The sequence below is a fragment of the Pseudogemmobacter faecipullorum genome (assembly GCF_020539525.1).
Taxonomy (GTDB): domain Bacteria; phylum Pseudomonadota; class Alphaproteobacteria; order Rhodobacterales; family Rhodobacteraceae; genus Pseudogemmobacter; species Pseudogemmobacter faecipullorum.
Genome location: NZ_JACDXX010000003.1, coordinates 60,143 through 85,213 on the forward strand (window position 1 = coordinate 60,143; position 25,071 = coordinate 85,213).

General features: G+C 63.1%; 20 protein-coding genes and 1 pseudogene. 16 read left to right on the forward strand and 5 right to left on the reverse strand.

Translation table 11 applies throughout. From position 1 onward, the window contains the following. Positions 1–38: 38 nt before the first annotated feature. Positions 39–650: pseudogene (locus tag H0485_RS03855) on the reverse strand (integrase core domain-containing protein). A 343-nt stretch (positions 651–993) separates the two neighbouring features. Between H0485_RS03855 and H0485_RS03860 the strand changes: the two are divergent. Continuing rightward, positions 994–3,156 (forward strand): esterase-like activity of phytase family protein, encoded by a 2,163-nt coding sequence (locus tag H0485_RS03860; RefSeq protein ID WP_226934050.1) that lies wholly within the window; start codon positions 994–996, stop codon positions 3,154–3,156. 179 nt (positions 3,157–3,335) lie between these two features. On the opposite strand, the gene H0485_RS03865 is transcribed toward H0485_RS03860, so the two are convergent. The 4 genes from H0485_RS03865 to H0485_RS03880 form a co-directional block, all read right to left on the reverse strand. Then, a complete protein-coding gene (locus H0485_RS03865; protein WP_226934051.1) occupies positions 3,336–6,545 on the reverse strand; it encodes a bifunctional RecB family nuclease/DEAD/DEAH box helicase in 3,210 nt (1,069 codons plus the stop codon). A 326-nt stretch (positions 6,546–6,871) separates the two neighbouring features. Continuing rightward, on the reverse strand, positions 6,872–7,300 hold the full coding sequence (locus tag H0485_RS03870; protein WP_435531471.1) for a hypothetical protein: 429 nt from the start codon (positions 7,298–7,300) through the stop codon (positions 6,872–6,874). Positions 7,301–7,590: 290 nt separating this feature from the next. Beyond that, entirely contained in the window at positions 7,591–8,985 is a 1,395-nt protein-coding gene (locus H0485_RS03875; RefSeq protein ID WP_226934052.1) for a YncE family protein, read from the reverse strand. A 69-nt stretch (positions 8,986–9,054) separates the two neighbouring features. Further along, on the reverse strand, positions 9,055–11,304 hold the full coding sequence (locus H0485_RS03880; protein ID WP_226934053.1) for a FepA family TonB-dependent siderophore receptor: 2,250 nt from the start codon (positions 11,302–11,304) through the stop codon (positions 9,055–9,057). Positions 11,305–11,580: 276 nt separating this feature from the next. Here H0485_RS03880 and H0485_RS03885 point away from each other — a divergent pair, with 276 nt between their 5' ends. The 15 genes from H0485_RS03885 (at position 11,581) to H0485_RS21980 (ending at position 24,709) form a co-directional block, all read left to right on the forward strand. Continuing rightward, on the forward strand, positions 11,581–12,312 hold the full coding sequence (locus H0485_RS03885) for a response regulator (protein ID WP_226934054.1): 732 nt from the start codon (positions 11,581–11,583) through the stop codon (positions 12,310–12,312). 8 nt (positions 12,313–12,320) lie between these two features. Then, the gene (locus tag H0485_RS03890; protein ID WP_226934055.1) at positions 12,321–13,628 is read left to right on the forward strand and encodes an ATP-binding protein; all 1,308 of its coding nucleotides are present in this window, start codon (positions 12,321–12,323) and stop codon (positions 13,626–13,628) included. A gap of 491 nt (positions 13,629–14,119) precedes the next feature. Further along, a complete protein-coding gene (locus H0485_RS03895; protein WP_226934056.1) occupies positions 14,120–15,322 on the forward strand; it encodes a phage portal protein in 1,203 nt (400 codons plus the stop codon). Further along, the gene (locus tag H0485_RS03900; protein ID WP_226934057.1) at positions 15,315–15,650 is read left to right on the forward strand and encodes a gene transfer agent family protein; all 336 of its coding nucleotides are present in this window, start codon (positions 15,315–15,317) and stop codon (positions 15,648–15,650) included. Before H0485_RS03895 ends, H0485_RS03900 begins: the two co-directional genes overlap by 8 nt. Next, positions 15,647–17,149 carry a phage major capsid protein gene (locus tag H0485_RS03905; RefSeq protein ID WP_226934058.1) on the forward strand — a complete coding sequence of 501 codons (1,503 nt, stop codon included), beginning with the start codon at positions 15,647–15,649 and terminating at the stop codon, positions 17,147–17,149. The genes H0485_RS03900 and H0485_RS03905 overlap by 4 nt, the downstream gene beginning before the upstream one ends. 6 nt (positions 17,150–17,155) lie before the next feature. Beyond that, positions 17,156–17,764: a hypothetical protein gene (locus tag H0485_RS03910; protein ID WP_226934059.1), complete on the forward strand. Its 609-nt coding sequence runs from the start codon at positions 17,156–17,158 to the stop codon at positions 17,762–17,764. Further along, complete coding sequence (locus H0485_RS03915; protein ID WP_226934060.1) at positions 17,764–18,111, forward strand: HNH endonuclease; 348 nt, start codon at positions 17,764–17,766, stop codon at positions 18,109–18,111. The genes H0485_RS03910 and H0485_RS03915 overlap by 1 nt, the downstream gene beginning before the upstream one ends. After that, a complete protein-coding gene (locus H0485_RS03920) occupies positions 18,098–18,580 on the forward strand; it encodes a hypothetical protein (protein WP_226934061.1) in 483 nt (160 codons plus the stop codon). Before H0485_RS03915 ends, H0485_RS03920 begins: the two co-directional genes overlap by 14 nt. Positions 18,581–18,821: 241 nt before the next feature. Next, complete coding sequence (locus H0485_RS03925; RefSeq protein WP_226934062.1) at positions 18,822–19,124, forward strand: head-tail connector protein; 303 nt, start codon at positions 18,822–18,824, stop codon at positions 19,122–19,124. Then, positions 19,124–19,582: an HK97-gp10 family putative phage morphogenesis protein gene (locus H0485_RS03930; RefSeq protein ID WP_226934063.1), complete on the forward strand. Its 459-nt coding sequence runs from the start codon at positions 19,124–19,126 to the stop codon at positions 19,580–19,582. The genes H0485_RS03925 and H0485_RS03930 overlap by 1 nt, the downstream gene beginning before the upstream one ends. Continuing rightward, complete coding sequence (gp17, locus tag H0485_RS03935; RefSeq protein ID WP_226934064.1) at positions 19,579–20,001, forward strand: tail completion protein gp17; 423 nt, start codon at positions 19,579–19,581, stop codon at positions 19,999–20,001. The genes H0485_RS03930 and gp17 overlap by 4 nt, the downstream gene beginning before the upstream one ends. Next, positions 19,998–20,312 (forward strand): phage head closure protein, encoded by a 315-nt coding sequence (locus H0485_RS03940; protein WP_226934065.1) that lies wholly within the window; start codon positions 19,998–20,000, stop codon positions 20,310–20,312. The genes gp17 and H0485_RS03940 overlap by 4 nt, the downstream gene beginning before the upstream one ends. Continuing rightward, the gene (locus H0485_RS03945) at positions 20,309–20,701 is read left to right on the forward strand and encodes a phage terminase small subunit P27 family (RefSeq protein ID WP_226934066.1); all 393 of its coding nucleotides are present in this window, start codon (positions 20,309–20,311) and stop codon (positions 20,699–20,701) included. The genes H0485_RS03940 and H0485_RS03945 overlap by 4 nt, the downstream gene beginning before the upstream one ends. 77 nt (positions 20,702–20,778) lie before the next feature. Next, a complete protein-coding gene (locus H0485_RS03950) occupies positions 20,779–22,314 on the forward strand; it encodes a terminase large subunit (protein ID WP_226934067.1) in 1,536 nt (511 codons plus the stop codon). 13 nt (positions 22,315–22,327) lie between these two features. Continuing rightward, the gene (locus H0485_RS21980; RefSeq protein ID WP_435531472.1) at positions 22,328–24,709 is read left to right on the forward strand and encodes a phage tail tape measure protein; all 2,382 of its coding nucleotides are present in this window, start codon (positions 22,328–22,330) and stop codon (positions 24,707–24,709) included. Positions 24,710–25,071 lie beyond the last annotated feature (362 nt).

Here is a 25,071-nt window from a genome sequence, read left to right on the forward strand (position 1 = left end):
GTAATCCTCCCCGTTTTAACGGGTTGCAGAAGCAGACTTCAGGCAGTCATCTGTAGTTTCCGGGCGGGTGTGATGCCGCCGATACCCATGTTGGGGCGCTCATTGTTGTAAGTTCATAGCCAGTCGGTTGCGACCTCCTGCGCCTCCTCGATGGTTTCAAAGATGCAGCGGTCCAGCCATTCATGCCGGACCGTTCTGTTGTATCGTTCGACATAAGCGTTCTGCTGGGGCTTCCCGGGCCGGATATTGTTCAGGGCGATGCCCTGCTTCTCGGCCCGGATCATCAGCGTAGAGCTGATGTATTCCGGACCATTATCCACTCGTATAGCCCGAGGTTTACCGCGCCACTCGATGATCCGGTTCAGCGACCGGACGACCCGCTCGGCCGGGCGCGAGAAGTCGACCTCGAGCCCGGGCCTTCGCGGCTGAAGTCGTCCGGCACGTTAGCAGCCGGAACTGGCGGCCATCGGTCACTCGAACCGGTGGCGTTCGCGTGGCCCGACATCCATGCCGCCATATTTCGAGCGCCATTTGCAGAAGCTCGCCGTGCTGATCCCATGCTCACGGCAAAGTTCAGGCACGGCCACACCGCTCTCAGCCTGGCGAAGCACAGCCATGATCTGCGGTTCCGTGAAACGGCTCTTTCTCATTCGAATCTCCTCAGCTCACGGCTCACGAGAAAATCCTACTTCTGCAGCACCTTAACCATGGGGAGGATTACCCGTCTTCCGGCATCGCGCCAGGATTTCTGGCCCGCTTTTCCCGGGCGCTTTCCCGAAGACATAAGGCGGCAAAGCAAAAGCAGCCGCTGATCCGCCAATATCGCCGGGCAGGGCGGCCAGGGTGCAAGACCTGATCCGGCCCTTCTGCCGCGCCCCGGCCGCCCGGGCGGGAGGCGGTCCCGCGGCTGGCGGCGATCAGGCGGCCAGAGTGACACATCCCTGTTGCAAAGATGTCTTAGGGCCCTCCCCAGGAACCGCCTGAGGGAATATTATGACCGCACGTCTGCTTTCTGCCGCATCCGCCCTGGCCCTGCTCGCCAGCCCCGCGCTTGCTGACAGTTTCAACCGCATCGCCTCTTTCCCGGTCGCAGCCAATATGGCCGGGGGCGAGGATAAAGCGCGCGAGACTTCGGCTGAAATCATCTCGGTCTCAGAGGATGGCAATGTGCTGATCTATACCGACAGCCCGCTGGGCGTGGTCGGGCTGATCGATATTTCGGATGCCAGGGCACCGAAACCGCTGGGAAATGTCGCGCTTAAGGGTGAGCCGACCACGGCGCATATCATCGGCGGCAAGGCCTTTGTCGGGGTGAATACCTCAGAAAGCTATACCAGCCCCTCGGGCCATCTCGCGGTGATCGATATGGCGACGGCACAGCAGGTTGCCAGCTGCGATCTGGGCGGGCAGCCGGATTCGGTGGCCGTTGCCCCCGATGGCAGCTTCCTTGCGGTGGCGATCGAGAATGAGCGCGACGAGGAGGCAGGCGATGGCGGTCTGCCGCAGATGCCAGCGGGCTATGTGGTGAAACTGCCACTGCTGCAGGGCGAGGCTGATTGCGCCAGCCTGCAGAAGATCGATCTGACCGGGCTGGCAGAGGTTGGCGGCGAGGATCCCGAGCCGGAATTCGTCGATATTAACGGCGCAGGCGAGATCGTCGTCACTTTGCAGGAAAATAACCATATCGTGGTGATCGGTGCTGATGGCGCGGTCGCGCATCATTTCCCGGCCGGGGCAGTGGTGCTGGAAAATGTCGACAGCAAAACCGATGGCAGGCTCGATTTCACCACCACGACCGACCCGATCCCGCGCGAGCCGGATGCGGTGAAATGGGTTGATGCCGATCACTTCGCCACCTCCAATGAGGGCGACTGGAAGGGCGGCTCGCGCGGCTTCACCATCTGGAAAAAAGACGGCACCGTGGTTTACGATGCGGGCAACAGCCTGGAACATGCGATTGCTGAGATCGGCCACTACCCGGAAAAACGCTCAAAATCCAAAGGGGTCGAGATCGAGGGTATGGAATTCGCCCGTTTCGGCGATGTGCCCTATCTCTTCGTTCTGTCCGAGCGGGGCTCGGTTGCGGCGGTCTATGATGTCACCGACCTTGCCGCGCCGAAGCTGACCCAGCTGCTGCCCTCGGGCATTTCGCCCGAAGGCGCGGTGGCGATCCCGGCGCGCAATCTGCTGGTCACCGCTAATGAGGCCGATCTGGGCGAGGATGGCGCGGCACGCGCCCATGTCATGATCTATGAATTGTCGGATGCGGCCCCGGCCTATCCGATGCTGAGCTCGAAAGGGGCGGATCGGCTGATCGGCTGGGGCGCGCTTGGTGCGCTGGCCTCGGTCGAAGGGCGCGAGGGCCGTCTCTTCGCCGCCTCGGACAGCGTCTATAGCGCTATGCCCTCGATCTATGAGATCGACATCACCCAAAGCCCGGCGCAGATCATCGGCCAGACCCTGATCACCCGTGGCGGCCAGGCGGCGCAGAAGCTCGATATCGAGGGGCTGACTTCGGATGGCGAGGGTGGCTTCTGGCTGGCCAGTGAGGGCAATGCCGAAAAGCTGGTGCCCCATGCCATCCTGCAGGTGAACGGACAGGGCGAGATTAAACGCGAGATCTCGCTGCCGGTTGAGCTGCTGGCGCATCAGACCCGCTTTGGCGCCGAAGGGATTGCGAAGGTCGGTGATACGCTCTGGCTGGCGATGCAGCGTGAATGGGGCGATGATGTGAAGGGCCAGGTGAAACTGCTCTCCTATAATCTTGCAAGCGAGGAATGGGGCGCGGTGGCCTATCCGCTCGAGGAAAAGGGCGAGGGCTGGATGGGCCTGTCGGAGCTGACCGTTCATGGCGATTATGCCTATGTCATCGAGCGCGACAATCTGATCGGCGATCAGGCGAAGGTGAAAAAGATCTTCCGGGTGAAGCTTGCGGATCTGCAGCCGGTGCAGCCAGGCGAGCCCCTGCCGCTGGTGGCGAAAGAGGAAATGCGCGATCTGATCCCCGAGCTGAAAGCGCTGACCAATGGCTATGTGGTTGATAAGGTTGAGGGTCTGGCCTTTGATCATGAGGGCAATGCCTGGATCATCACCGATAATGACGGGGTTGATGACAGTTCGGGCGAGACCCTGTTCTGGAATGCCGGCAAGCTCTGAGCCAGCCTGAATCCTGATCAGACCGGGCTGCATCTTTGCAGCCCGGTTTCGTTTTATCTGGCTGCGTTTTACCGGGCCTGATCTTACCGGGCCTCGTCTTACCTGGCTTCATTTTGCCGGGCGCGTCGCGTCCCGGGCCGGACAGAGCAGAAGGCAGAAGCCTGGCGGGCCCGGTCTGATCAGGCCCGGCCCGGCAGATCAGGCAAAGCGCAGAGGCTATTGACGAGGCGCATCTGTGCCGGGGTCTCACAGGCGCTTTCGCGCAGGCCAGGCGCACCAAAGACCAGGGCCAGGGCTTTGGCGCGCGACACCGCGACATTGATGCGGTTCAGCGACAGCAGAAACTCCATCCCGCGTGAGGTCTCTTCAGCCGAGGAAGCGGTCATAGACACGAGGCAGACCGGCGCTTCCTGGCCCTGGAATTTATCGACTGTGCCGACCCGGACCTGCTCGGGCAAAGCCTCGCGCAGAGCATTGACCTGGGCATTATAGGGCGCGACGACGATAATATCCGCAGGGCGCAGCGAGCGCAGGCGCCCCTCTTTATTGCGCCAGCTGCCGCCGAGCAGGGCCTGCACCGCAGCGGCAATGGCGCTGACCTCCTCGCTGGCGATCTGGGTATTGCCCTGATGCGCCACCGGGCACCAGAACACGCCGGCTTCGGGGAAAGCGGTGCCGGTGACCGCCTGGCGCGCGGCATCGGCATGGCTGGTCAGGCGGTTCTCATAGACCTGTTCCGAAATATAGCTGCAGATCGCAGGATGCATGCGGCGCGACAGCGGTAAAAGGATACCGCGCCCGGGCGGCACGGTGACCTGATCGCCGAGCAGCCAGTCGAGGCAGGACAGGCCCGCCGGTTCGGGATGGCTGCCCTGGATCACCTGGGGCAGCTGGCGCGGATCGCCGACCAGTACGATATTACGCGCCGCCCGGCCCATCGCGGCCATATTGGCCAGCCCGACCTGGCCGGCCTCATCGACGAAAAGCCAGTCAAAGGCCTGGATATTTTCCGCGCGGGCGAAGAACCAGGCGGTGGCGCCGACCAGATGCGGCCCGGCAGCGGCCTCGTCATTGCTGCTGGTGCGGCGCACGGCGCAGCCCTCGGGATAGCCATCCGCCTCGCCCGCGGTCTTATGGATCAGATCAAAGCCCAGCGGCAGATCCTCGGCCTCCATCGCGCCGAGGCAGCCCATCATCAGATTGCGGATCGCCTCATGGCTGTTCGAGCTGACGCCGATCCTCGCGCCTTTGCGCAGCAAAGCGAGGATCGCCCGGGCGGTGACATAGGTCTTGCCGGTGCCGGGCGGGCCCTGGACCGGCAGCAGGCTGTCCTCCATCGCGGTGATGGCGGCAATCGTATCCCCGACCAGCTCTGTGGGCTGGCGCAGCGCTCCGCTGCTCAGCCGCGGCGGGCGGCGCGACAAAAGATCATCGACGGCACGGTAGCGGCGCGGCCCGCACTGATCGGCAATCACATCGCGCAAAGCATCGGCAATCACCTTGCTATCGACCGGCCAGTCGGGATGCAGCGACAGCTGATCCGCGAGCAGGGCGGCCTTGCCGGCGCCGACCTTGAGCGTGACCCGGTGCGCGCGCCGGTCAAGTTCGTGAATCGTCACCCCGGCCGGGGCGCCGCCCGCCACCGGCACCGTGGCCTTTTTCCCCTGGCGCAGTTTGCTCTCCTGGGGCGGGAAGCGGTACTGGCGCAAAAGCGAGCGTTTAAAGGGCTCAACCGGGCCACAGGCCTGCAGACCGGCGAGGCAGTCGAGATCTTCCAGCAAAGCCTCGTCATCGCGGCTGGTGGAGTCAAACACCGCCCATTGCGCCGGTTTGACCTCGCGCTGATGGAACAGGCCGAGGTTGAACAGCAAGGCCTGGCGCTCGGGCGGCAGCTCTGAGGCTTCGAGCAGCCGGCGCAGCGCGAGCATGTCTTCTTCCTCGCTGGCCTCTTTCTCTGCCGCTTCCGGCGCCGGGGCGGGCCAGGGGGCTTCGGGGCGGATCCTGGTCAGCCAGTCGCGCAGCGCCATTGCGGCAGCCGCCGGATCTTTTGCCGCCTCTGCCGGGTCTTTGCCCCAGAACGGGGCGAGGCCAGAGGGGCTGTCGCCGGGCTCCGAGCTGATCACCGCGCCGCGCAGCACCCGCGCCAGATCGACCAGCCGCCGCTCGCGGGCGAGACGGTCGAGCAGGGCCTCACCAGAGCCATGGCGGCTGGCGCAGTCGCGCAGCTGTGCCAGCTCTGCCGCGCCGAAATAACAGAGTTTGGCACCGGGATGGGCCGCGCTGTGCCGGCGCAGGAAATCCAGCAAAGCGCTCAGGGCACTGGCCCCATCCTCGGTCTCTGCCCCGTCCTCTGCCCCCTCCTCGTCCCCGGCCGGGGCAAAGCGCCAGGATTGGCCGCCGCTTTGCAGCAGATGCACCAGCCCGCGGCCGGGGCTGATCCCGCTTTGATAGAACAGATCGCCCGGGCATGGTTCGGGCAGCAGATCAAAGCCCCGGCCCGGGACCGGCGGGCGTAGCTCATAGCCGGGAATGCCGCGCGCCCTGGCCTGCTGCAGCCTTGCGCTGGCGCTCAGACGCGCCTGAGTGGCCGCGCTCAGCCCGGGCAGGGGACCGTCATGGCGGGCCAGAGCGGCAGCAGTGCTGATCCCCGCCGCTTCGAGCTTTTTCACCTCGGCGCGGCTGATCTGCGGCAGGGTGCACAGGCTGTCCTCGCGTGTGAGCTGGGCGGTGCAGCTCGCTTCCCAGCTGCAGCTGGCACAGGCGGCGCAGGGCCGGGGCCGGGTGATCTGGGCCTGGTCGACAAAAAGCTCAAACCGGTCGCGGGCATGGCGGATGTAATGGATATACGCGCTGACGCGCAGGCAGTGATGCCTGCCGTCGGGCGAGAGAAAATGTGCAAATTCAGGCAGATATCCCTGCTCTTCGGCCAGAAGATCGCTCAGGAGCAGCAGTTCGGTGACATCCGCCGCCGTGGGAGCGGCGCTGGTGATATAGCGGGCCGGCTCATAGCTGAAGCCCTCCTGCCCGGGCGGGGTCGCGACCAGATGAAGCTCATCGGCCTGGCCGCTCCAGTTGCCGCAGAGAAACACCGCACGCAGCACCAGATCCGCACCGCGGCGCAGCGCCTCGCGGGTGACCTGCGAATCATCGCCCGGCTCTTCGCCGGTGATGGCAATGATCACCCGGCCTGCCGCTTGCGGCCCTTCGGGGAAAATCCGCTCACAGCTGGCACCTTGCTTTCTGGCCTCAGCCCCGGGGATTGCAGGCGGATCGGGCAGGGTGGCGAGATCGCAGAGCTGCAGCAGATCGAGAGAGGTCGCATGGGCGCAGCCGATAAAGCGCGTCAGATCGCTCGCCGAGAATAACATGCGATCGTCCGAAATCTTCATGGTCAGCCTTCAGTCAGAAAAAAATACATGCCGCGATAAGCTGCTGTAACAGATCACCTGCGCGGCAATAAGGCCAGGCGGGCGGCAGGTGCGGGGATAATTCGCCGCCCTTGCCGGAGGGGGTGCCGCCGACCATCCGGCTGACCCTGTGCTGTGGGCGGATCGGCGGCTGACTGAGAATGCCAAAACCGCCGGCCCGGGACGGCGGGCGCGGCGGATCACATGGGGCCATGGCGGGCAGGGGCGATGGCGGGCAGGGGCCTGGCGGGCAGGTGGCGGGCCGGGGTCCGGCTGGTTACAGACCCGGGCTCAGAACCGAGGAGATATTACAGACCCGAGGCGATAAAGGCTTCGGCAAGGGCCGGGGGCTTGCCGCTGCCGCTTTGCAGCACCCGGTTCAGCCTTGCAGCGGCGGCGGGGTCATAGCCGGGGAAAACCGGATGGGCGAGAGCCATGGCGAGGAACAGCTGCAGGAATTCATTCAGCAGCGCAGGGCGGCAGCGAAAGGCTGGCAGCGCCAGCAGACCGGCAAAGCGCTGCGACCTGCGCGCCAGCGCCGAGAACAGCGCTCTGCCGGTTTCAGGGGCGCTGCCGACCGGGCCGGTTTTCGTGGGAAAGAGGCCATCAGCCGGCAGCGCGGCCCCGGGAAGCAATTGCCACAGAAACGCATTGAGCAGATCGGGATGGGCTGGCGGTGGCAGGGCCGGGCCCGGCCGGGTAAAGATATCGCTGCGCAGGCTTTGATTGCAGGCCATATCCTTAAGCGTTTCGCGCGCTGCCCCGGCGGGCAGGGGCGCCAGCAATTGCCGCGCAGCCTCGGGCACCGAAAGCCGGTTGATATTGGCCAGGGGATCGCCGCCGCCATCACCACTGCCAGATGCACCGGGTCCTGCCAGGCATGGAAGTGATCCGGCCAGGCGACCGAGCGGATATAGTCATCGGCGCTCGGTGCCATTGCCGCAAGCCCTGTGTGAAAATCCCTCTGCCCGGACCAGGCCGGGCAGAGGCTGTAAACTTTAGACCGTCGCGGATTTATGTCGCGGGTTTATTCGGTCTTTGCCTGCAGACGCCAGATCTGATCCCCGAGCGGATCATTCTCGCCCCGCGCCTTGTTCACCGCCCAGACCCGGCCCTGACCATCGGCGCGCAGCTGATTGGTCATCGAGCCTGCCTCGATATTGGCGACGATCGCGCCTTTGGTATCGACCACCGCAATCGTGCCCGAGCCGCGATTGGCGACATAGGCGAGGCGGGTTTTCGGCTCGAAGGTCACGTTCAGCGGCTGCGCGCCGACGGCGACATCGGCAATGACCTCGCCTTTTGCCACATCGACGATCAGCAGATTATCCGAATGCTGCGAGACCACGAAGGCAAGGCCCTCCTGCGCATCATAGGCCACGCCCGAAGCGGCTTTTGCGCCCGGCAATGCGATGACTTTGGCCTCGCCGGTTTTCAGATCGATCACCGCCAGCTCGTCGGTCGACATCGAGACATTGACCAGCACGCCCGCGACCGGATCAATATCCAGCGCCATGGCCGAATATGCGCCGCCGCGCTTGCCCGAGGTCAGGCTGATCGGCTCGAGCTGCTCAAGCGTTCTGGTGTCAAACACCTCGATATTGCCGGTACGGGTGGCGGCGACATAGGCCCGGCCCCCCGCCTGATCCAGCACGACATCGCGGGCATGATTGGCGCTGCCCGGCGGGAACTGCTTTACCAGCCGCAGATCGGCCTGGGCATAGACAGCGAGGGTATTCTGGCGGGTATTGGTGACCCAGACCATGCCATTCACATCATCGACGGCAATGCCATAAAGGGCGAAGAGACCGGCCTCACTGCCATCTTCCGCCGCCGGGGCGGCTTCGGGCGAGATCTGGGCCAGCACTTCCAGGCTCTGGGCATCAAGCTTGGTCAGGGCGGATTGCCTCACCGGCGGGCGGCCGACGGCCGAAGTGACAAAGACCGCATCCGAGGCCCCGGACCAGGCGACCTGGTAGAGGCCGCGGGTGACCGGGCCGCTGGAAATGTCAAAATTCTCCGCCCCTGCCACCGGCACTTCCGGCGAGATTTTCATGGTGATCACCTCAGCGCTGGCGGGGTTTTCGGTCACCACCAGAATGGGCTGCCGCCCGGTGGCAGCCGTTTCGTCAAGGGTGAGCTCGAAGCTGAATTTACCCTCGGCATCGACCAGCAGCGGCGCCTCGCCATTAAGCGTAACACTGCCGCGCAGCAGATCGACGGTCTGGCCCGGGATCAGCCCTTCACCACTGATCACCACCGGGCCCCCTTTATAGATCGGGGTACCGCGTTCGCGCGCGGCGGCCGTGACCCGGCCGGTAAAATCAACCGGCGCGGTGAAAGGGGTCTCGGCAAAACAGGGTATTGCCAGAGCAAGGGTGAGCGCAGAGGCGCCGAGAAGAGGGGTTCTGAACAGAGACATACAGAATCTTTCGGGATTAAGGCGGACAGGAAGCGGCGGGGCCAGACGGTGCTCTGGCCCCCTCCGGGGTCAGAAGGTCGCGTTCAGACCGATGTAGAAAGCGCGGCCCGGCTCATTGAAGGTGTTTGAGCCGCCAGAGGTCTCGGTGCGGAACACCTGCTTATCGAAGAGGTTGCTGACCCCTGCCGAAAGCTGCGTCGCCTCGTTCATCTCCCATTTCATGCCGAGGTTCCACAAAGTGTAGCCGCCGCGCTCATTGGGATCCTCGGTCACGCTGCCGGTGACAACACTGACTGCCGAGGGCTGGATCGGCCCGTAATGGGTGGCAGATAAGAGCAGCAGCATATCGTCACGCACCGCCCAGTCGAGCGAGGCATTGATGGTGTAATCGGGCACAAGCGACAGGGGTTGCCCGGTCGATTTTATTTTTGAATCAATCATATAGGTGAAATTGGTATTCAGCATCAGATCTTCGCCGATCGCGGTGGCGAAATTGCCCTCGATCCCCTCGATCACCGCCGGGCCGGTATTTTCCCAGCGGAACAGGCGGTTGGTCGTCGCATCCTCATTCTGCTGGACCTGGCCGGAATAGATCTTGTTTTTATAGTCATTGTGGAACCAGGTCACGCTGGCGCTGAGGCCGTTTTCGCCCTCATAGGCGACACCGATTTCCTTGTTGAGGCTGATCTCAGCATCCAGATCGGGGTTGCCGGCCACATAGCAGGGCCCGGGCAGGCGCACGCCATCGACCCAGGGGCAGCCATTGCCCCTGGTGTTATAGACATAATTCGGGTTCAGCTGGAACACATTGGGCGCTTTGAAGGCGCGGGCAACACCGACCTTCAGCTTTACCTCATCCGAGAAGGTATATTCGGCATTGAGGCTGGGCGAGACATTGCTGCCAAAGCCGCTGTTATGGTCATAGCGCAGGCCCGGGGTCAGGATCAGCCGGTCATTCCAGTAGATATTGGCCTCGGCAAACAGGCCGATCGTGGTCTGTGACAGTTTGGTGTCACGCCGCGAGGGATCGTTTTCCAGATCCGGACCGGTGATCGTGGGCGGCAGGGTCACGGTGATCGAGGCGGGGTCATCGATCTTCTCATGCCGGACTTCGGCGCCAAGCGTCAGCATGGTTTCCTTGCCGCGCAGATTCAGCGGCAGCATCCATTCGGTTTTGGCGCTGATATTGCTGGTTCTGATCGTCTGGAAGCCGGGCGCATCATTCACCCCGTCGCCATCGCTGTCGACGCAATTGGTGATGGCGCCTTCGCCCGATCCGGCCAGGCCCTCGCACAGCCGGGTGTTATTGGTGTTCTCAAGCTGCACATAGCTGTTCGAGGTGCCGAAATCATAGTCACCACGATGGCTGAGCGCGAAGGTCCGGCGATACATCCGGTTGGTCTCCTGGCCCCAGAGCCCGGCGGGAATGGTCCCGATCGAGCCAAGCTGGGTATCGCCGGCATAGATATTGCCCTGACGCGAGGCCGAGGCCTCAAAATCGACCTCATGGCCCTCGGCCGCCTGCCAGGTCAGCAGCGCGCCGAGATCCTTGTTCACCACCCCCTCACGACCGGCCAGCATTCTGGTGCCGCCGGCATCAGTGATTGCGCCATCATTGATGTCGAGCGCATCAGCATCGGTCCGGGCATAGCCGCCATGGAGGCGGAAGCTGAGGCGCTCGCCCGCCGGGCCCGCAACCATAAAGCTGCCGCGCTGGGTTGCGCCTTCGGCCCCTCTTTCGGGCGAGTTGAAATGCAGCCCGACCGAGGCCGTCATTTCCTCGGGGCGTTTGGTGATGATATTGACCACACCGCCCGCCGCACCCGAGCCATAGCGCGCCGCGGCCGGGCCACGGATCACCTCGATCCGCTCGATCAGATCGGCGGGCACCCAGTTGGAATCGCCGCGGCTGTCGCGCTCGCCATTGCGGCCCATTTTAACCGCGCTGCGCGAATTGACCGGCTTGCCGTCGATCAGGATCAGAGTGTTTTCCGGCCCCATGCCGCGCAGATCAATCTGGCGCTGGTTGCCGCGCTGGCCTGAGGCGGTGGCCCCGGTCAGATTGACCCCCGGCATTTTGCGGATGATCTCGGAAATATCATTGACGACCGGTGTCTTAGCCAGATCTTCGCTGGTCACGGTTGAGACGCCGAGGGCCTGTTTGATCTGATCTTCTGCCGAGAGGACAATAGTGCCCAGTGCCTCTGCCTCATCCTCACCGGCAGCCTCCTGAGCATAAGCCGTTCCGATAAGGATGCCGGTGGAAAGCAACAGACTGAGAGCTGTGCCAGAGGCAAGGCGGGCGCTGGACCGGGCCATCGCATACTCCTGATTATTGAGAGGGTGTAAGCTGGCGTCACGCTTGCTCGCCCCGTCAGAAGCCGGGTTGCGGGAGGTGTCAAACTAAAATAGTAAGAAATTGTTGCGAACTGTCACAATGCGGCTGTTCCCGGCCAGCTGCAGGAAAATTTCCCCGGCAGGAGCGGCATTTCAGCCACTCATGGACCCGAGCCCCGGTTGCACGAGAGCCTGCCCGGGGGCCCTGTCCGTGAGCCCTGTCGGGCTCTGGCTGTCGGGCGGACCGGATGAGGATCTATGTCAAAAGACCTGTTTCATATCCTGGTGGTGGATGATGCCGCCGAGATCCGCGAAAGCCTGGTGCTCTATCTGCAGCGCCAGGGCTATAGCGCATGCGCGGCCGCCTCGGTGGCACAGGCGCGTGTGATTTTGAAACAGCAGCCCTGCCAGCTGATCCTGCTCGATATCATGATGCCCGATGAGGACGGGCTGAGCTTTTGCCGCAGCCTCGCGCAGCAGGAGGGGCCGGCGGTGATCCTGGTCTCGGCGCTGAGCAGCGACAGCAATAAGATCCGCGGCCTTGATTACGGTGCCGATGACTATATTGCCAAACCCTTTAACCCGCGCGAATTGCTGTCGCGTATCGGTGCGGTGCTGCGCCGGGTCGCGCCGGAACCGCCCGGGGCCGAAACCGCTCCGCCGCCGGGCCAGCGGCGCAGCTTTGCCGGTTTCCTGCATGACCCTCAGGCCCGGACCCTGCGTCAGGATAATGGCCCCGAACAGCGTCTGACCACCGGGGAAAACCGTCTGCTGGAGGCCATGCTGGCCCGGCCGGGCAGCGTGTTCCGGCGCGAGGAGATTACCGCTTTACTGCAGCCCGGCAGCGTCGCCTCTGGCAGCCGGGCCGCCGATAACTGCATTCTGCGGCTCAGACGCAAGCTTGGCGATGATGCGCGGGCACCTGTGCTGCTGGTGACGGAATGGGGCGGAGGCTACCGTCTGAACGCCGGGGACATCACCCTGTTATGAAAGGGGTTTTGCCTGACAGCATTGCTGGTCGCTTTGCATTGCTGCTGATCGGCGCTTTGCTGAGCAGCAATCTGATCCTCGCTTCGATGCTGGGCCGGGCCGGTACGGCCTTTGACATGGCAATCCGCATCGAGCGCGATCTGCCGCGTCTGACCAGCCTCGTCAAAGCGCTGGAACTTGGCGACCGCGAGGCGGGGCTGACGCTGCTCGGGCGCTGGAGCACGCGCTATACACATTTTTCGGTCGATAAAGAGCCGCTTGGCCGGAGCCAGAGCCGCGGCGATGAGGCGCTTGCAGCCCAGGTCCGTGAGATTTTGCCCTATAATCCGGTGCAGATTACCACCGGCGGCCTCGTCAGCGCCGGAGAGGAGGGGGGGGCGGCCATGCTGGGGCTCTCGGTGCAGCTTGGCTATGGGCCAAGGGCGAGCGAATGGCTGAATCTGCGGGTGCTGCCGCTGCCTGCGACCCGGGCCTGGCCGCAGAAATGGGCGTTTTTCCTGCCCTTCCTGGCCTCTCTGGTGGCGGTGCTGATCGCTGGCCTGTGGTTTTTACGCCAGATCACCCGGCCGCTGCGGCAGATGACCCTGGCGGCAACAGCGGTCGGGGCAGGGGATCACCGGCTGCGCCTGCCGGAAAGCGGCCCGGGCGAATTGCGGCAGATGGCCGGCGCGTTCAATGAGATGCAGCGGCAGATCTCGCGTTTTGAGGCCGACCGGCAGCAGATGCTGGCCTCGATCGGTCATGATCTGCGCACGCCGATCACCAGCCTGCGGCTGCGCACCGAGCTGCTCGGGGATGACCAGCAGCGCGAACCGATGATCCGCACTCTGGATGAAATGGCGGTGATGGCCGCGGATATCACGCTTTTCGCCCGCGATATGCAGATGGCAGAACCGGTGCAGAGCATCGATCTGGCGGCGTTGCTGGGGCAGATCTGCAGCGAGCGCGGGCTGGATTTCCACGCAGCCGAAGCGCTGCACCTCAAGCTGCGGCCGGTGGCTTTGCGGCGGGCAGTGAGCAATCTTATCGACAATGCACAGCGCTATGCCGGCCATGCTGAGATCAGCCTCGAGGCCAGCGAGGGCGGGGCGGTGATCCGGGTGTGCGACAGCGGTCCGGGCATCCCGCCGGGCGAGCTGGCAGGGATCACCGAACCCTTCCGGCGCGGCGAGGCCAGCCGCAACCGGCAGACCGGAGGCTATGGCCTTGGCCTGTCGATCGCAGGCCATATCGCCGGTGCGCATGGCGGAGAGCTGCGGCTCAGCAATCGCCAGCCCCGGGGCCTCTGCGCCGAGCTGCGCTTGCCGCTGCTATAGCGCCGGAGCGAGAGGCGGTTCCCTGGCGCCCGGTGCAGGCACCGGGCGTGTTCCTTGAGCGCCGGCGGCTGACGGAGGGGCGGTGCCTGTGCCGCAAAGCCGATGACAGATCCTGCCGAAAACCTCTGAGAAGCAGCCCGGCGCCGAGGGTCCTGCTGCATGCCATTCAGTGCAGAGCCGAATGGGCGAAGAGCAATGTTTGACAGCCTGTAAATCTATGAGAGCGACAGCTGGGGGGAAAGCGTCTGGAATTAAAATCTACGCCATTAATTCTGGTGTAAATTTAATCACTTATGCTGTTTTGCCAAAGTGGCGGAGAGGGTGTCCGACATGCTTTGGGTTTATCTAATTAAATTTATTAAATATCAATAACTTACACAATCACTGTATAGCTGAATGTATATCAGGATGTATAACAAATTTTCTTGCGCCTCGAATCAACCTATGGGATTCTGTTCCGGTAGTGTTCTTACGAGTATCGCATGGGTATCATGTCCAGCCTCGCCCGCATTGCCGGGCGAGGCGTTTCTGAAAAGAAGTCTATCCGCCTGACCGATCCGGCAGCCTTGCCGCTGTTCGGCATCGCGCCTTCCGCCTCGGGCATCACTGTCACCGCAGCCAGCGCGATGCGGGTTCCGGCTGTTCGCCGGGCCGTCTCGCTGATCGCTGAATCCGTCGCCACGCTGCCGTTCAAGGCCTATGCCGAGAACAAGGACGCGGCCAAAGATCACCCTGCTTATTCGCTGGTGCATGACTGGGCCAATGACTGGACCAGCGCCGAGGAACTGCGCGAACTGCTGACCGCTGATGCGCTGCTGACCGGCCACGGCTTTGCCCAAGTGGTCCGCGTTGAAGGGCGTCCGGTGGAACTGCACCGCATGGACCCCGGCGCGGTGAGTATCGACTATGACGACTTTGGCGAACCGTCCTACCGGGTGCAGTTGAAGAACGGCGGCAACGCGGTTCTGGCCCACCATGACGTTTTGCACATCCAAGGGCTTCGGGGCGTCTCGCCCATTGTGCTGGCGCGTGAGGCTATCGCTTTGGCTTTGGCAGCCGAAGGCCACCTTGCGGGCTTCTTCAAGAACGGTGGGCGTCCCTCGGGTGTAATCCTGCACCCGAACAAGCTGGACGCTGAGACCGCGAAGAAGCTGGCGGCAAGCTGGTTCCAATCGCATGGCGGCGAACAGTCCGGCTCTACCGCCATTCTGGATGAGGGCATGGCCTTCAAAGAGATCGCGGTGAAGCTGGCAGACGCCGAGTTCTCCGAAGTCCGGCGTGAACAGGTGCGCGAGATCGCCCGCGCCTTCAACGTGCCGCCAGCGCTGCTCTATGAGCTTTCGCGTGGCACTTGGTCCAACTTCGAGCAATCGCACCGCGACTTTCTCACCGGCACCCTGCGGCCTTGGATTGCCCGCTGGCAGGCTGCCTATACGCGGGTGCTGCTGACGCCAGAGGAACGCGCTTCCTTCTACATCGAGGCGACGCCCGACGATCTGCTGTCTGTCGAGTTTGCGGCCCGTGCCACCGCTTACAGTCAATATCGCGCCATGGGTGCCATGACCGCAAACGAGGTGCGCAGCGGCCTGAATCTGGCCGCGCTGCCCGAGGGCAATGAATTGTCCAACCCCTTCACCACCACGCCGGACGCAAAGCCCGCTCCGGCTGCCCCCAAGGATTCCCAAGATGAATGACCAGATCAGCCACCGCGCTTTCTTCGGTGACGCGGAATATACCTTCACCCTGACCGACCCCATGCTGGCCGAGCTTGAAAAGATCACCGGCCTTGGTGTCGGTGCGCTCTACTTCCAGATGCTCAATCTGGCCTATCCCGCCGAGTATCTGCGCGAGATCATCCGGCTTGGCCTGATCGGTGGCGGGATGAACCCGGAACAAGCCAAGCGCCTCTGTGATGCTTATGGCGTCAACCGTCCGCTGGCCGAGGTGCTGGGGCTGGCCTTTGAGATCATGGCTGCCCGCTGGGGTGCCAAGGCCGATGAAGCGCTGCCGGTGGCCGCATGAGCGACCGGATCGAGATCAAGGCTGCGCTGACTGTCTCTGACGCTGGTGAGATCACCGGCACCGCATGGCCCTTCGGCACACCTGACCGGGTGGGCGATGTGATCGAGAAGGGCGCTTTCACCGGCCCGGCCACGCTGCCGATGCTCTTTGCCCATGATCAGGGCCAAGTGATCGGCGTCTGGGAAGAGATCAGCGAGACCGATAGCGGCCTGACCGTCAAAGGCCGTCTGCTGGTGGATGATGTGGAACGCGCCCGCGAGGTCCGCGCCATGGTCAAGGCGGGCGCTGTCTCGGGACTCTCCATTGGCTTTGTCACCAAAGACGCCAAACGCCACGCCAAGGGCCGCACGATCAACGCCCTAGAACTGCATGAAATCAGCATTGTTGCGGTCCCGGCCCATCCGGGGGCGCAGATTACCTCTGTCAAATCTGTATCGAGTGAAAAGGATTCACCCTTGGAAAACCAAGACGACCAAACCCCGGCCAATGCGCCGGAAATCGACCTGAAAGCCTTCAACGCGGTCCTGTCGCGTTTGGATAAGCTGGAAGCCAAAGGCCAGCGCCTTGGCGCACCTGCCATCGTGCAGGGCGTAGAAGATCGCAAAGCCTTTGTCAGCTTCCTGCAATCCGGCCAAATCGACCAAAAGGCGCTGACCGTTGCAGCCGATGCCCCGGCCTATGTTTTGGCCCCGGAAGAGACTTCGGGCGAGTTCATTCGCAACTTGGTCGAGTTCAGCCCGATCCGGGCTATCGCGGATGTGCGCAGCACCGGCAGCCATACGATCCTGCTGCCCAAGCGCACCGGCATCACTAATGCCGTCTGGGTGGGTGAGACCGCGACCCGCACCGCTTCTGAACCGACCTTCGTCCAGATGCAGATCGAGGTGAAGGAAATCGCAACCCATGTGGACCTGTCGCTGCGGATGCTGGAAGATTCCGGCAACGTGGAAGCAGAAGTCCGCCTTGCGCTGGCAGAAGACTTTGGCGCGAAAGAGGCGCTGTCCTTCGTCAAAGGCAGCACCGCCGTTGAACCGACCGGCTTTATGACCGCAGCGGGTATTGCCGAGACGAACAACGGCCACGCCACTGTTCTTTCCGCAGAGGCGCTTATCTCGCTGATGTATGCCATGCCCGCGACTTACCGCAGCCGTGGTGCTTGGGTGATGAACGGCAGCACGCTGGCCGCCATCCGCAAGCTGAAGGATGGCAACGGCAACTTCCTCTGGCAGCCGAGCTATCAAGCAGGCCAACCGGAAACGATCCTTGGTTGCGCGGTGGTGGAAGCCATCGACATGCCGGACATTGCCGCTGCGGCCACGCCGATCATCTTTGGCGACTTCAAGGCTGGCTATCGGATCTATGACCGCGTGTCGCTGGACGTGCTGCCCGATCTGCTGACCCAGCGCACCACTGGGCTTGCCCGCTTCCATGCCCGCCGCCGGGTGGGGGCTGGCGTGGTCCGCACCGATGTCTTCCGCAAGCTGAAGATGAGCGCCTGATCGGCTATGACTAAGGCGCTGCAACCCGCGACCGAGATCCTGCTACAGATCGGCACCCATGCTGTGACGCTGCGGGCTTCGCTGCGGGTGACAGTCGCCCTTGAAGCTTTGCCGGGCGGTATCGCGTCCCTTTGGGATGGCATCGCCCGGCAGAAAATTACCGCACTGCATTCCGTCATCCGGGCGGCATCGACCGACCGCCAAGAGGCCGAGAGGCTTCTGGCCCATGCAGCAAGCCTTCCGCTGGTGCAGTTTCTTGGCCCTGCACAGGCGGCTTGTCTCGCCCTTCTGGCGTCCATCCTTGCGCCAGCCGAGGGCGAGGCAACCCCATCACGGGCCCCCAAATCCGACCCCATGCCGCTGTCCCGGTTCTTCACCGAACTGTTCAGCCAAGCAACAAGCTGGCTGCGCTGGCCGCCCTCTGAGGTCTGGAACGCGTCTGTGGCGGAAATTGTCACCGCACTGGAAGCCCGCGCTGAGCGTGAGTTGCGGCAGGCTGGTATCCAGCCCGAGAATACCCCGGCCAAGACCGAACAGCGCCAAGCCAATATCGCGGCAGGGCTGGATCCTGATTTTGACCGGGCCGGGCTGGCGCGTCTGAAAGCGATGCGCTGATGCCTGCGCCACCGCGCCTCTGTTCCTGTGGTGCCATTGTGGCCACTGGCAGCCTCTGCGCCTGCCAGCGCGACCGTATCCGTGTCCGAGGCCGCCGCCATGACGCCCGCCGCCCGAACAGCCGCCAGCGGGGCTACACACGCGAATGGGAAGCGCTGCGGGCCGAGTTCCTGCGCCTGCACCCGACCTGTGCTTTCTGCGGCTGCGGTGCCGAGGTTGTGGACCATATCAAGCGCCACCACGGCGACCGCACATTGGTGATGAACTGGAACAACTTGCAAGCGTTGTGCAAACGGTGCCACGACTCTGAGAAGCAGAGGCAAGAGCGGGCCAATGTCGGAGCGTGACCTGTGGCAAGAAGTGCTGCTGTGCGCGATCAATGATGCCCTGAACGCCCCCACGACAAGCGCAGGCGAGTCCCGGCGCATACGACAGGCCCAAGAGGCCCGCGATTACCTGACCACGCCGAGCGATGATCTAGCCGAGGTGTGCAGCCTTGCGGGTATCGAGATGGACGCCCTGCTTGAACGGATGCGGAAGCGTTTGGCTGATGCAGCTCCTCTGCCACCTATGCCAAAGCTTTCACCAGTCAGATTGCAACCAACCCGGACGCGGAACAGGCGGCTGGAACATGGAGGGGCATCGCTGACAGTCAGGGAGTGGTCAGAGCGCACAGGTATTTCAGCCGGTGCGATACATGCGCGATTACGAAGCGGCTGGACAGTATCGGATGCCCTGTCAGTGCCGCAGAGTGCATCGCACCAGCGCCGAGGCCAGATGAGCGCCAACATTATCACCATGGGTGAGAATCCCTGACCAACAGATAATAGGCCGAGCGCACCTGCCTGAACTGGCTTACCACTCGCGAGAGACACAAGAAGGGCTGGCCAGTGGCGGATGTGCTGCGGGTGGCGCGGGTATCTCTTAATTCCGGCCCCGTTCAGGGAACCGGCGTGTGGTCCTTCGCACAAGATACGCCGGAATATAACTTTTTCAGGATTCACACGTCACGCGGGTAATGTTACATTATAACAGTTAGTGCTGTTACGAGTGTTTCATGTCCGTTCCCTTGCCCCTGATCCGGGCGCACCTGAATCTTGACGACGACCGCGACCCCGATCTGCTGAGCCACTATGCGAATGTGGCAGCGCTCTGGGTCGCGGCCTATACCGGCCAAGCCTTCACCGCAGACAATGCGCTGATGGTGCAGGCGGCGCTGCTGCTGGTCGCGCACCAGTATGAAAGCCGCGAGGGCGTGACCTTCGCAAACCCCTATCAGCTTCCCTTCGGCGTTCATGATCTGCTGTCGCCTCTGAAAGAGCGCGTGACCGGCCACCAGACCGCGCCAGAGGCCGCATAATGGCGCGCTATGTCCAAGGCTCTGACGCCCTGTCGCGCAAGCTGGCGGCGCTTCCGGCGGCGGTGGCTGCGGCCCTGAACCCTGCATTGAAACGCTCTGCCGAGGAAGTGGCCGCCGATGCGCGGGCTTTGGCCGAGGCGTCCCGGCGCACCGGCAGCCTTGCCGATAGCATCGACGCCACCGGCCCCGGCGAGACCACGCCCTCTTATGCTGCCAACGGTGGCAGGCGCACCGCCGAGGATGGGCAGGCATTTGTCACCGCTGGCAGCCCCGAGGCCCGCCATGGGCATCTGGTGGAGTTCGGCACTGAGGAACGCCACCACAAAGACGGCACCAGCACCGGCAAGATGCCCGCTGAGCCGTTTCTGTTGCCTGCATGGCGGTTGAACATGAACAGGGTGAAGAACCGCCTGCGCCGGGTGATCCGCGCCGAGGCCAAGAAGGCGGCTCAGCAATGACCGACCCGAGCCTTGCCCTTCAAACCCTGATCGGTGACTTGCTGGCGGCTGATCCAAAGATCACCGCGCATGTGGACCCGGTAAATATCCGGTCTGGTTCCATTCGCCCGGATAACCTGCCTGCAATCGTGCTGGCCCCGGCGCGCGTGGCGTTTCTGGGTCATGCCTCGGGCGGTCATGTGGTGGCCGAGGTCCGCATGATACTGCACATCTGGGCCGTGGAGGATGGCAGCGCGGTGGCGCAGGCGCTGGCCGGTGCCGCCATGCTGGCGCTGATGGACGCGCCCCGACCTGATGGTTTTGCCGTTGATGACTGGCAGCGCCCCGAATTGGTCTGGATGCGCGACCCCGCACCCGAGCGCAGTTACACGCATGGCACGATTGCCCTGCGGGCCGTGCTGCGGTGGAGGGCTGAATGATGCAGGCCGGTAAACTTCAACACCGCATCGAGTTGCAGCGCCTCTCGGAAACCCTCGGGCCGAACCGGCAGGCGGTGCAGACGTGGACGACCTACGCCAGTGGGAAGGCCGAGTTGCGCCAGTCTGGCCTGTCCGAATTCCTGACCACCTTTGGCGAGGGCGTGAGCAATAACGCCGTGTTCCTGCTGCGGTGGCTGCCGGGCGTGGCTGTCTCTGACCGCATCCTGCATGGCGGCAAGGTCTGGAACATTGTCGCCATTGCCGAGATCGGGCGCAGGAAGGGCATTGAGTTGCGGGCGGTGGCAGCATGAGCAAGCATCTTCGCGGCGTGAAACCTGCACCGGCAATTGATGCCGAGGCCCTGACCAAGGCACCATCTGCGCCCGCTTGGCTGACCAGCCATGCCAAGGCTGAGTGGCGGCGGATCATGCCGCAACTGATCGCCCGGCAGGTGATCATGCGGGCCGATCTGGCAGGCATCGAGAACTATTGCGTGGCAGCGGGCGCGGTGCGCCAGATCGCGGACATTCTGGCGCTGAACCCCGTCCCTGACCTGAAACTTGCAGGGCTGCAAATCCGCTATGCGCAGACCGCCCGCCAGCTTGCCGCTGAATATGGCCTGACCCCGACCAGCCGGGCGCGGATGGGCGCGGCACCGCAGCCCGAAGATGATACCGACAACCCGCTGGCGGTGGCGTGATGGCAGCCAGCGCCTTACCGGCATGGATTTATGACGGCTCGCCCATTGCTGACCCGCTCGGGCACGGGGAACGTGCGGTGCGCTTTCTTCGGGCTTTACGCCATCCCAGCAGCACGGCACCGCGCCGGGGCTTCCAGTTGCACGACTGGCAGGAGCGGATCGTGCGGCGCATTTATGGGCCGCGCCATGCAGACGGCAGCCGGATCGTGAAAACGGTGATGCTATTGCTGCCGCGTGGCAACCGTAAGACCAGCCTTGCCGCCGCGCTGGCGCTGCTGCACCTGTTCGGGCCGGAAAGCCGCGCGGCTGGTCAGGTGCTATTTGCGGCCTGTGACCGGGAACAGGCATCCATTGGCTTTCGCGAGGCCGCCAATATCATCCGCGAAGATCGCCGCTTGCTGGATGCGGTCAAAATCCGCGATGCCTTCAACAGCAAAAAGCAGATCACGTTCAAACAGAACGGCAGCACCCTGACCGCGCTGGCCTCGGATGGCGGCGCGGCGCATGGCCTGACGCCAAGCTTCACCCTGATTGATGAGATTCACGCATGGAAGGGCCGCGACCTTTGGGAAGCGATCAAATCCGGGCTGGCCAAGACCGATGACACTCTGATGGTGATCGCCACCACGGCGGGGCGCGGTGCCGAGGGTCTTGCCGCCGATCAATTCGCCTATGCGGTGCAAGTGGCAAAGGGCGAGATCGTGAACCCCGAGTATTTGCCGGTGCTGTTCATGGCGGAACCTGATGACGATTGGCAGGATGAAGACGTTTGGCGCAAGGTAAACCCCGGCTTGCCTTTTGGCTTCCCGTCACTCTCGGGCCTGCGGGCGCTGGCGAAGGAAGCCGAGGGGAACCCGTCTGAACTTGCCAGCTTCCGGCAATTCAACCTGAACATCTGGCAGGCGAACAGCCGTGACCCGCTGTTTGACCTGCCGACCTATGACGCCCGCAAGCTGGATGATGATGCGACCGATCTTGAACAGCTTCCGGCCTATATCGGTGTTGACCTGTCGCAGACCGGCGACCTGACCGCCGTTGCCATCGCCTTCCGGCACCCTGATGGGCAGATCACCTTGCGCAATACTTGCTTTGTGCCTGCTGCCGATCTGGAAGGTCGGGCGCACCGCGACCGCGCGCCCTATCAGCAATGGGCCGACCGCGATCTGATCCAGCTTTGCCCCGGTGGGGTGATAGACCAAAGGCAGGTTGAGGATCATATCCGCGAGCTTTGCGCGACCTATGACGTGCAGGAGATCGCAGTGGACCCGGCACTGGCCCGTGTCATGTCGCAGAACCTCTCCGATGACGGCCTGCCGGTCTTCACCCATCCGCAAAGTGCGGTGATCATGTCAGAGGCCACCGGCAATCTGGTGCGCGTGGTGAATGGCGAGATGATCCGCCACAACGGCGACCCGGTGCTGCGCCAGCATTTTGACAATGTAGCCGTGAGCCAGAACCCGCAATCCGGGCTGATCCGTATGCACAAGCAGCGCAGCAATGGCCGGATTGATGCCGCCATTGCCTCTGCCATGGCCGTGTCGCGGGCCGTGACCGCCCATAACAAGAAATCCCGCTATGACGACCCCGAAGTGTTCGGGCTGACTGTGATTTAAAAGGTAACTGAATATGTCCGACGCCGATATGATGGGGCTGATCATCAAGCTGGAAGCGCAGACGCGCCAGCTTCAACGCGACTTTGCCCGCGCCAACTCCATTCAGGCCAAAGCTTCAAAGCAGATGGAAGCCAAGGCCAAGCAATCCGCAGACCAGATCGCCAAGACCTATGAGGGCATGGGCGGGCGCATTGGCAACGCCTTCAAAACCATCGCCATGCCGAAGCTGGCAGGCGTGGCGGGCATGGCCGCAGGCATCGGCGTGGCGGGTGTGGTCGGTGCCGTGCGTAGCCAGGTGCAAGCTATGGCAGAGCTTTCCAACGAGGCTAAACGCGCCGGGATCGGCCTTGAGGCTTTCCAAGAGTGGAAGTTCGTCGCCCAACAGAACCGCATCGGCATTGACGCCCTGACCGATGGCTTCAAGGAACTGCATATCCGGGCGGGCGAGTTCTTCCTTGATGGCACCGGGGCAGGTGCAGAGGCATTCAAAAAACTTGGCTATTCCGCCGAGGAACTGAAAGCCAAGCTGCAAGACCCCTCAAACCTGATGGTGGAAATCCTCGGGCGGCTGTCGCAACTGGATCAGGCCAGCCAGTCCTTCCTTTTGGAAGAAATCTTTGGCGGTGCCGGTGGTGAGCAGTTTTCAGCCCTGCTTGGTCAGGGCGAGGCCGCTTTGCGCCAGACCATCCAGCGCGCCCATGAAACCGGCGCGGTGATGGATGAACAGCTTATCCGCAAAGCACAGGAGCTTGATCGACGCTGGAATGAACTGACCACCACCGGGGCCAACCTGTTCAAGCGCGTGGCCGTGGGTGCCGCTGATGCGGTTGCCGGGATGGTAGGTCTGCGCTCGGAAGTGGACTCGCTTCTGGGCGATGAGGCGCGCGCCCGCACCATCCTTGGCAATGAGGTCTATGACCGCGTCCGCGAAGCCAAGACCCTTTCGGAGGCCCAAAAGGAAATCGTCTCGGACATGGCCGAGGGGATCGAGGATGCTGTCCCCTTTGCCCAAGCGATGGCCGAGAGCCTGCGCGGTGTGGCCGAGGCTATGGCGCAGAGCAGCCCCGAGATGGCCGGGGAGATCGAACGTGCCGCGAACAATATGGACGCTTTGGCCTTCCAGCTTGAGCAGGGCTGGATCGAGGCCGACGAATTCCAAATCAAAATGTCGGATACCATCCGCGATGCCCGCACGGCCACCGAGGAAGTGGGCAAGCTGGACGGCATCGGCTTTGGGATGGTGCTGGGTGGCCTGAGCCGCTTGGCCGCGATGCTGGAGTATGTGGCGCAGAAAGGCCGTGAAGCGCGTGACGCTATGCCTTTGGGCCAAACCACCGGCATCCCTCTGACTGGCGATGTAGATGGGCTGATGCCGCCCGATCCGAAAACCTTTGTCAGCACCAGTAAAAGGCCCGAGGCCCGCCCGGCGAACTGGATCGCGGATATGGATGGCGACGGCATCCCGGATGCCACGCAGGAAGACGGCGCGCCGAAGGGAGCAAAAGGGGGCGGTGGCCGCTCTGGTGACGACTTCGCCCGTGTCGTGGAGGGGCTAAACCGTGAACGGGCCGCGCTGGAAGCCGAGGCGGTGGCCCTGATCGCAGCCAAAGAGGCGGGCAAGGGCTATGCGGATGCCATCGAATTCGCCCGGACCCGTGCGGAGCTTCTGAATGCAGCACAACAATCTGGCAAGCAGATCACCCCCGAGTTGACCGCAGATATTGACCGGCTGGCACAGGCCCATGTCGCGGCTGGCAATGCGGCCCAGAAGGCAGCCGACGATCTGCAAGCGGTGGAAGAGCGCGGCAAGAAGGGCGCTGATGCGCTGTCGGACGTGTTCACCAGCGTCTTGACCGGGGCAGCCTCTGCCGAGGAGGCGCTGGCTGGGCTGTTGATGGAAATCGCCAAGGCGCAGATGAACAAGCTGTTCGTGAACATGTTCTCGGGCGGTGCAGGGGGTGGCATCGGTGAGTTCGTCGGCGGGCTGCTGGGCTTTGCCGAAGGCGGCTATACCGGGGCGGGTGGCAAATATGAGCCTGCGGGCGTGGTCCATAAGGGCGAGTATGTGTTCTCGAAAGAGACCGTGCAGCGCCTCGGGGCCGCGAACCTCGATAGACTCCACCAGAGCGCCCGCAGGGGCTATGCAAGCGGCGGACTGGTCGGTGATGCCGGAAAGATCGCGCAGGCCGCCAGTGCGCGTTCTATGGACTCTGCGAAGGCATCCGCGCCGCAGGTCACGATCAGCGCCCCGGTGACGGTGAACGCAAACGGTGGAACGCCCGAGGCAAACGCCGATCTGGCGGCGCAGGTCGCGAAACAATCCGAGGCGATGTTCCGGGCGTTGGTCCAGAACGAAATCGTCAAGCAAATGCGACCGGGCGGCATGTTGCGCTAAGACTCATGGAGAGGCCGCTAGGGCAGCTCTGTCGCGCCGGGGCTGGTGTGGGGAGGAAAGAAAGGTCGCGCGGCTGTGCGACCCCTTCCTGAGTCTCTGCGGGCCTGTAGCTATGGAGCCGGGGCGCGGGGCTTATCATCCCGAGGGAAGGAGAGCGGGCGAAGCCCGCGATACGACCGGGAGAGGGTTCAATGGGTTTGTCACGATTTTGTCCGTTACGTTAATACTTCTAAGAAGAAGTAGTTACTTAAAGATATTACATATACGGACAGAATCGTGACAAATTTCTCTGTCTCGGGTGGGGGGTGCGTAACGGGCAAAACCGTGACAAAATAAATGCCGCTCCGGTATTGACGCTTAAG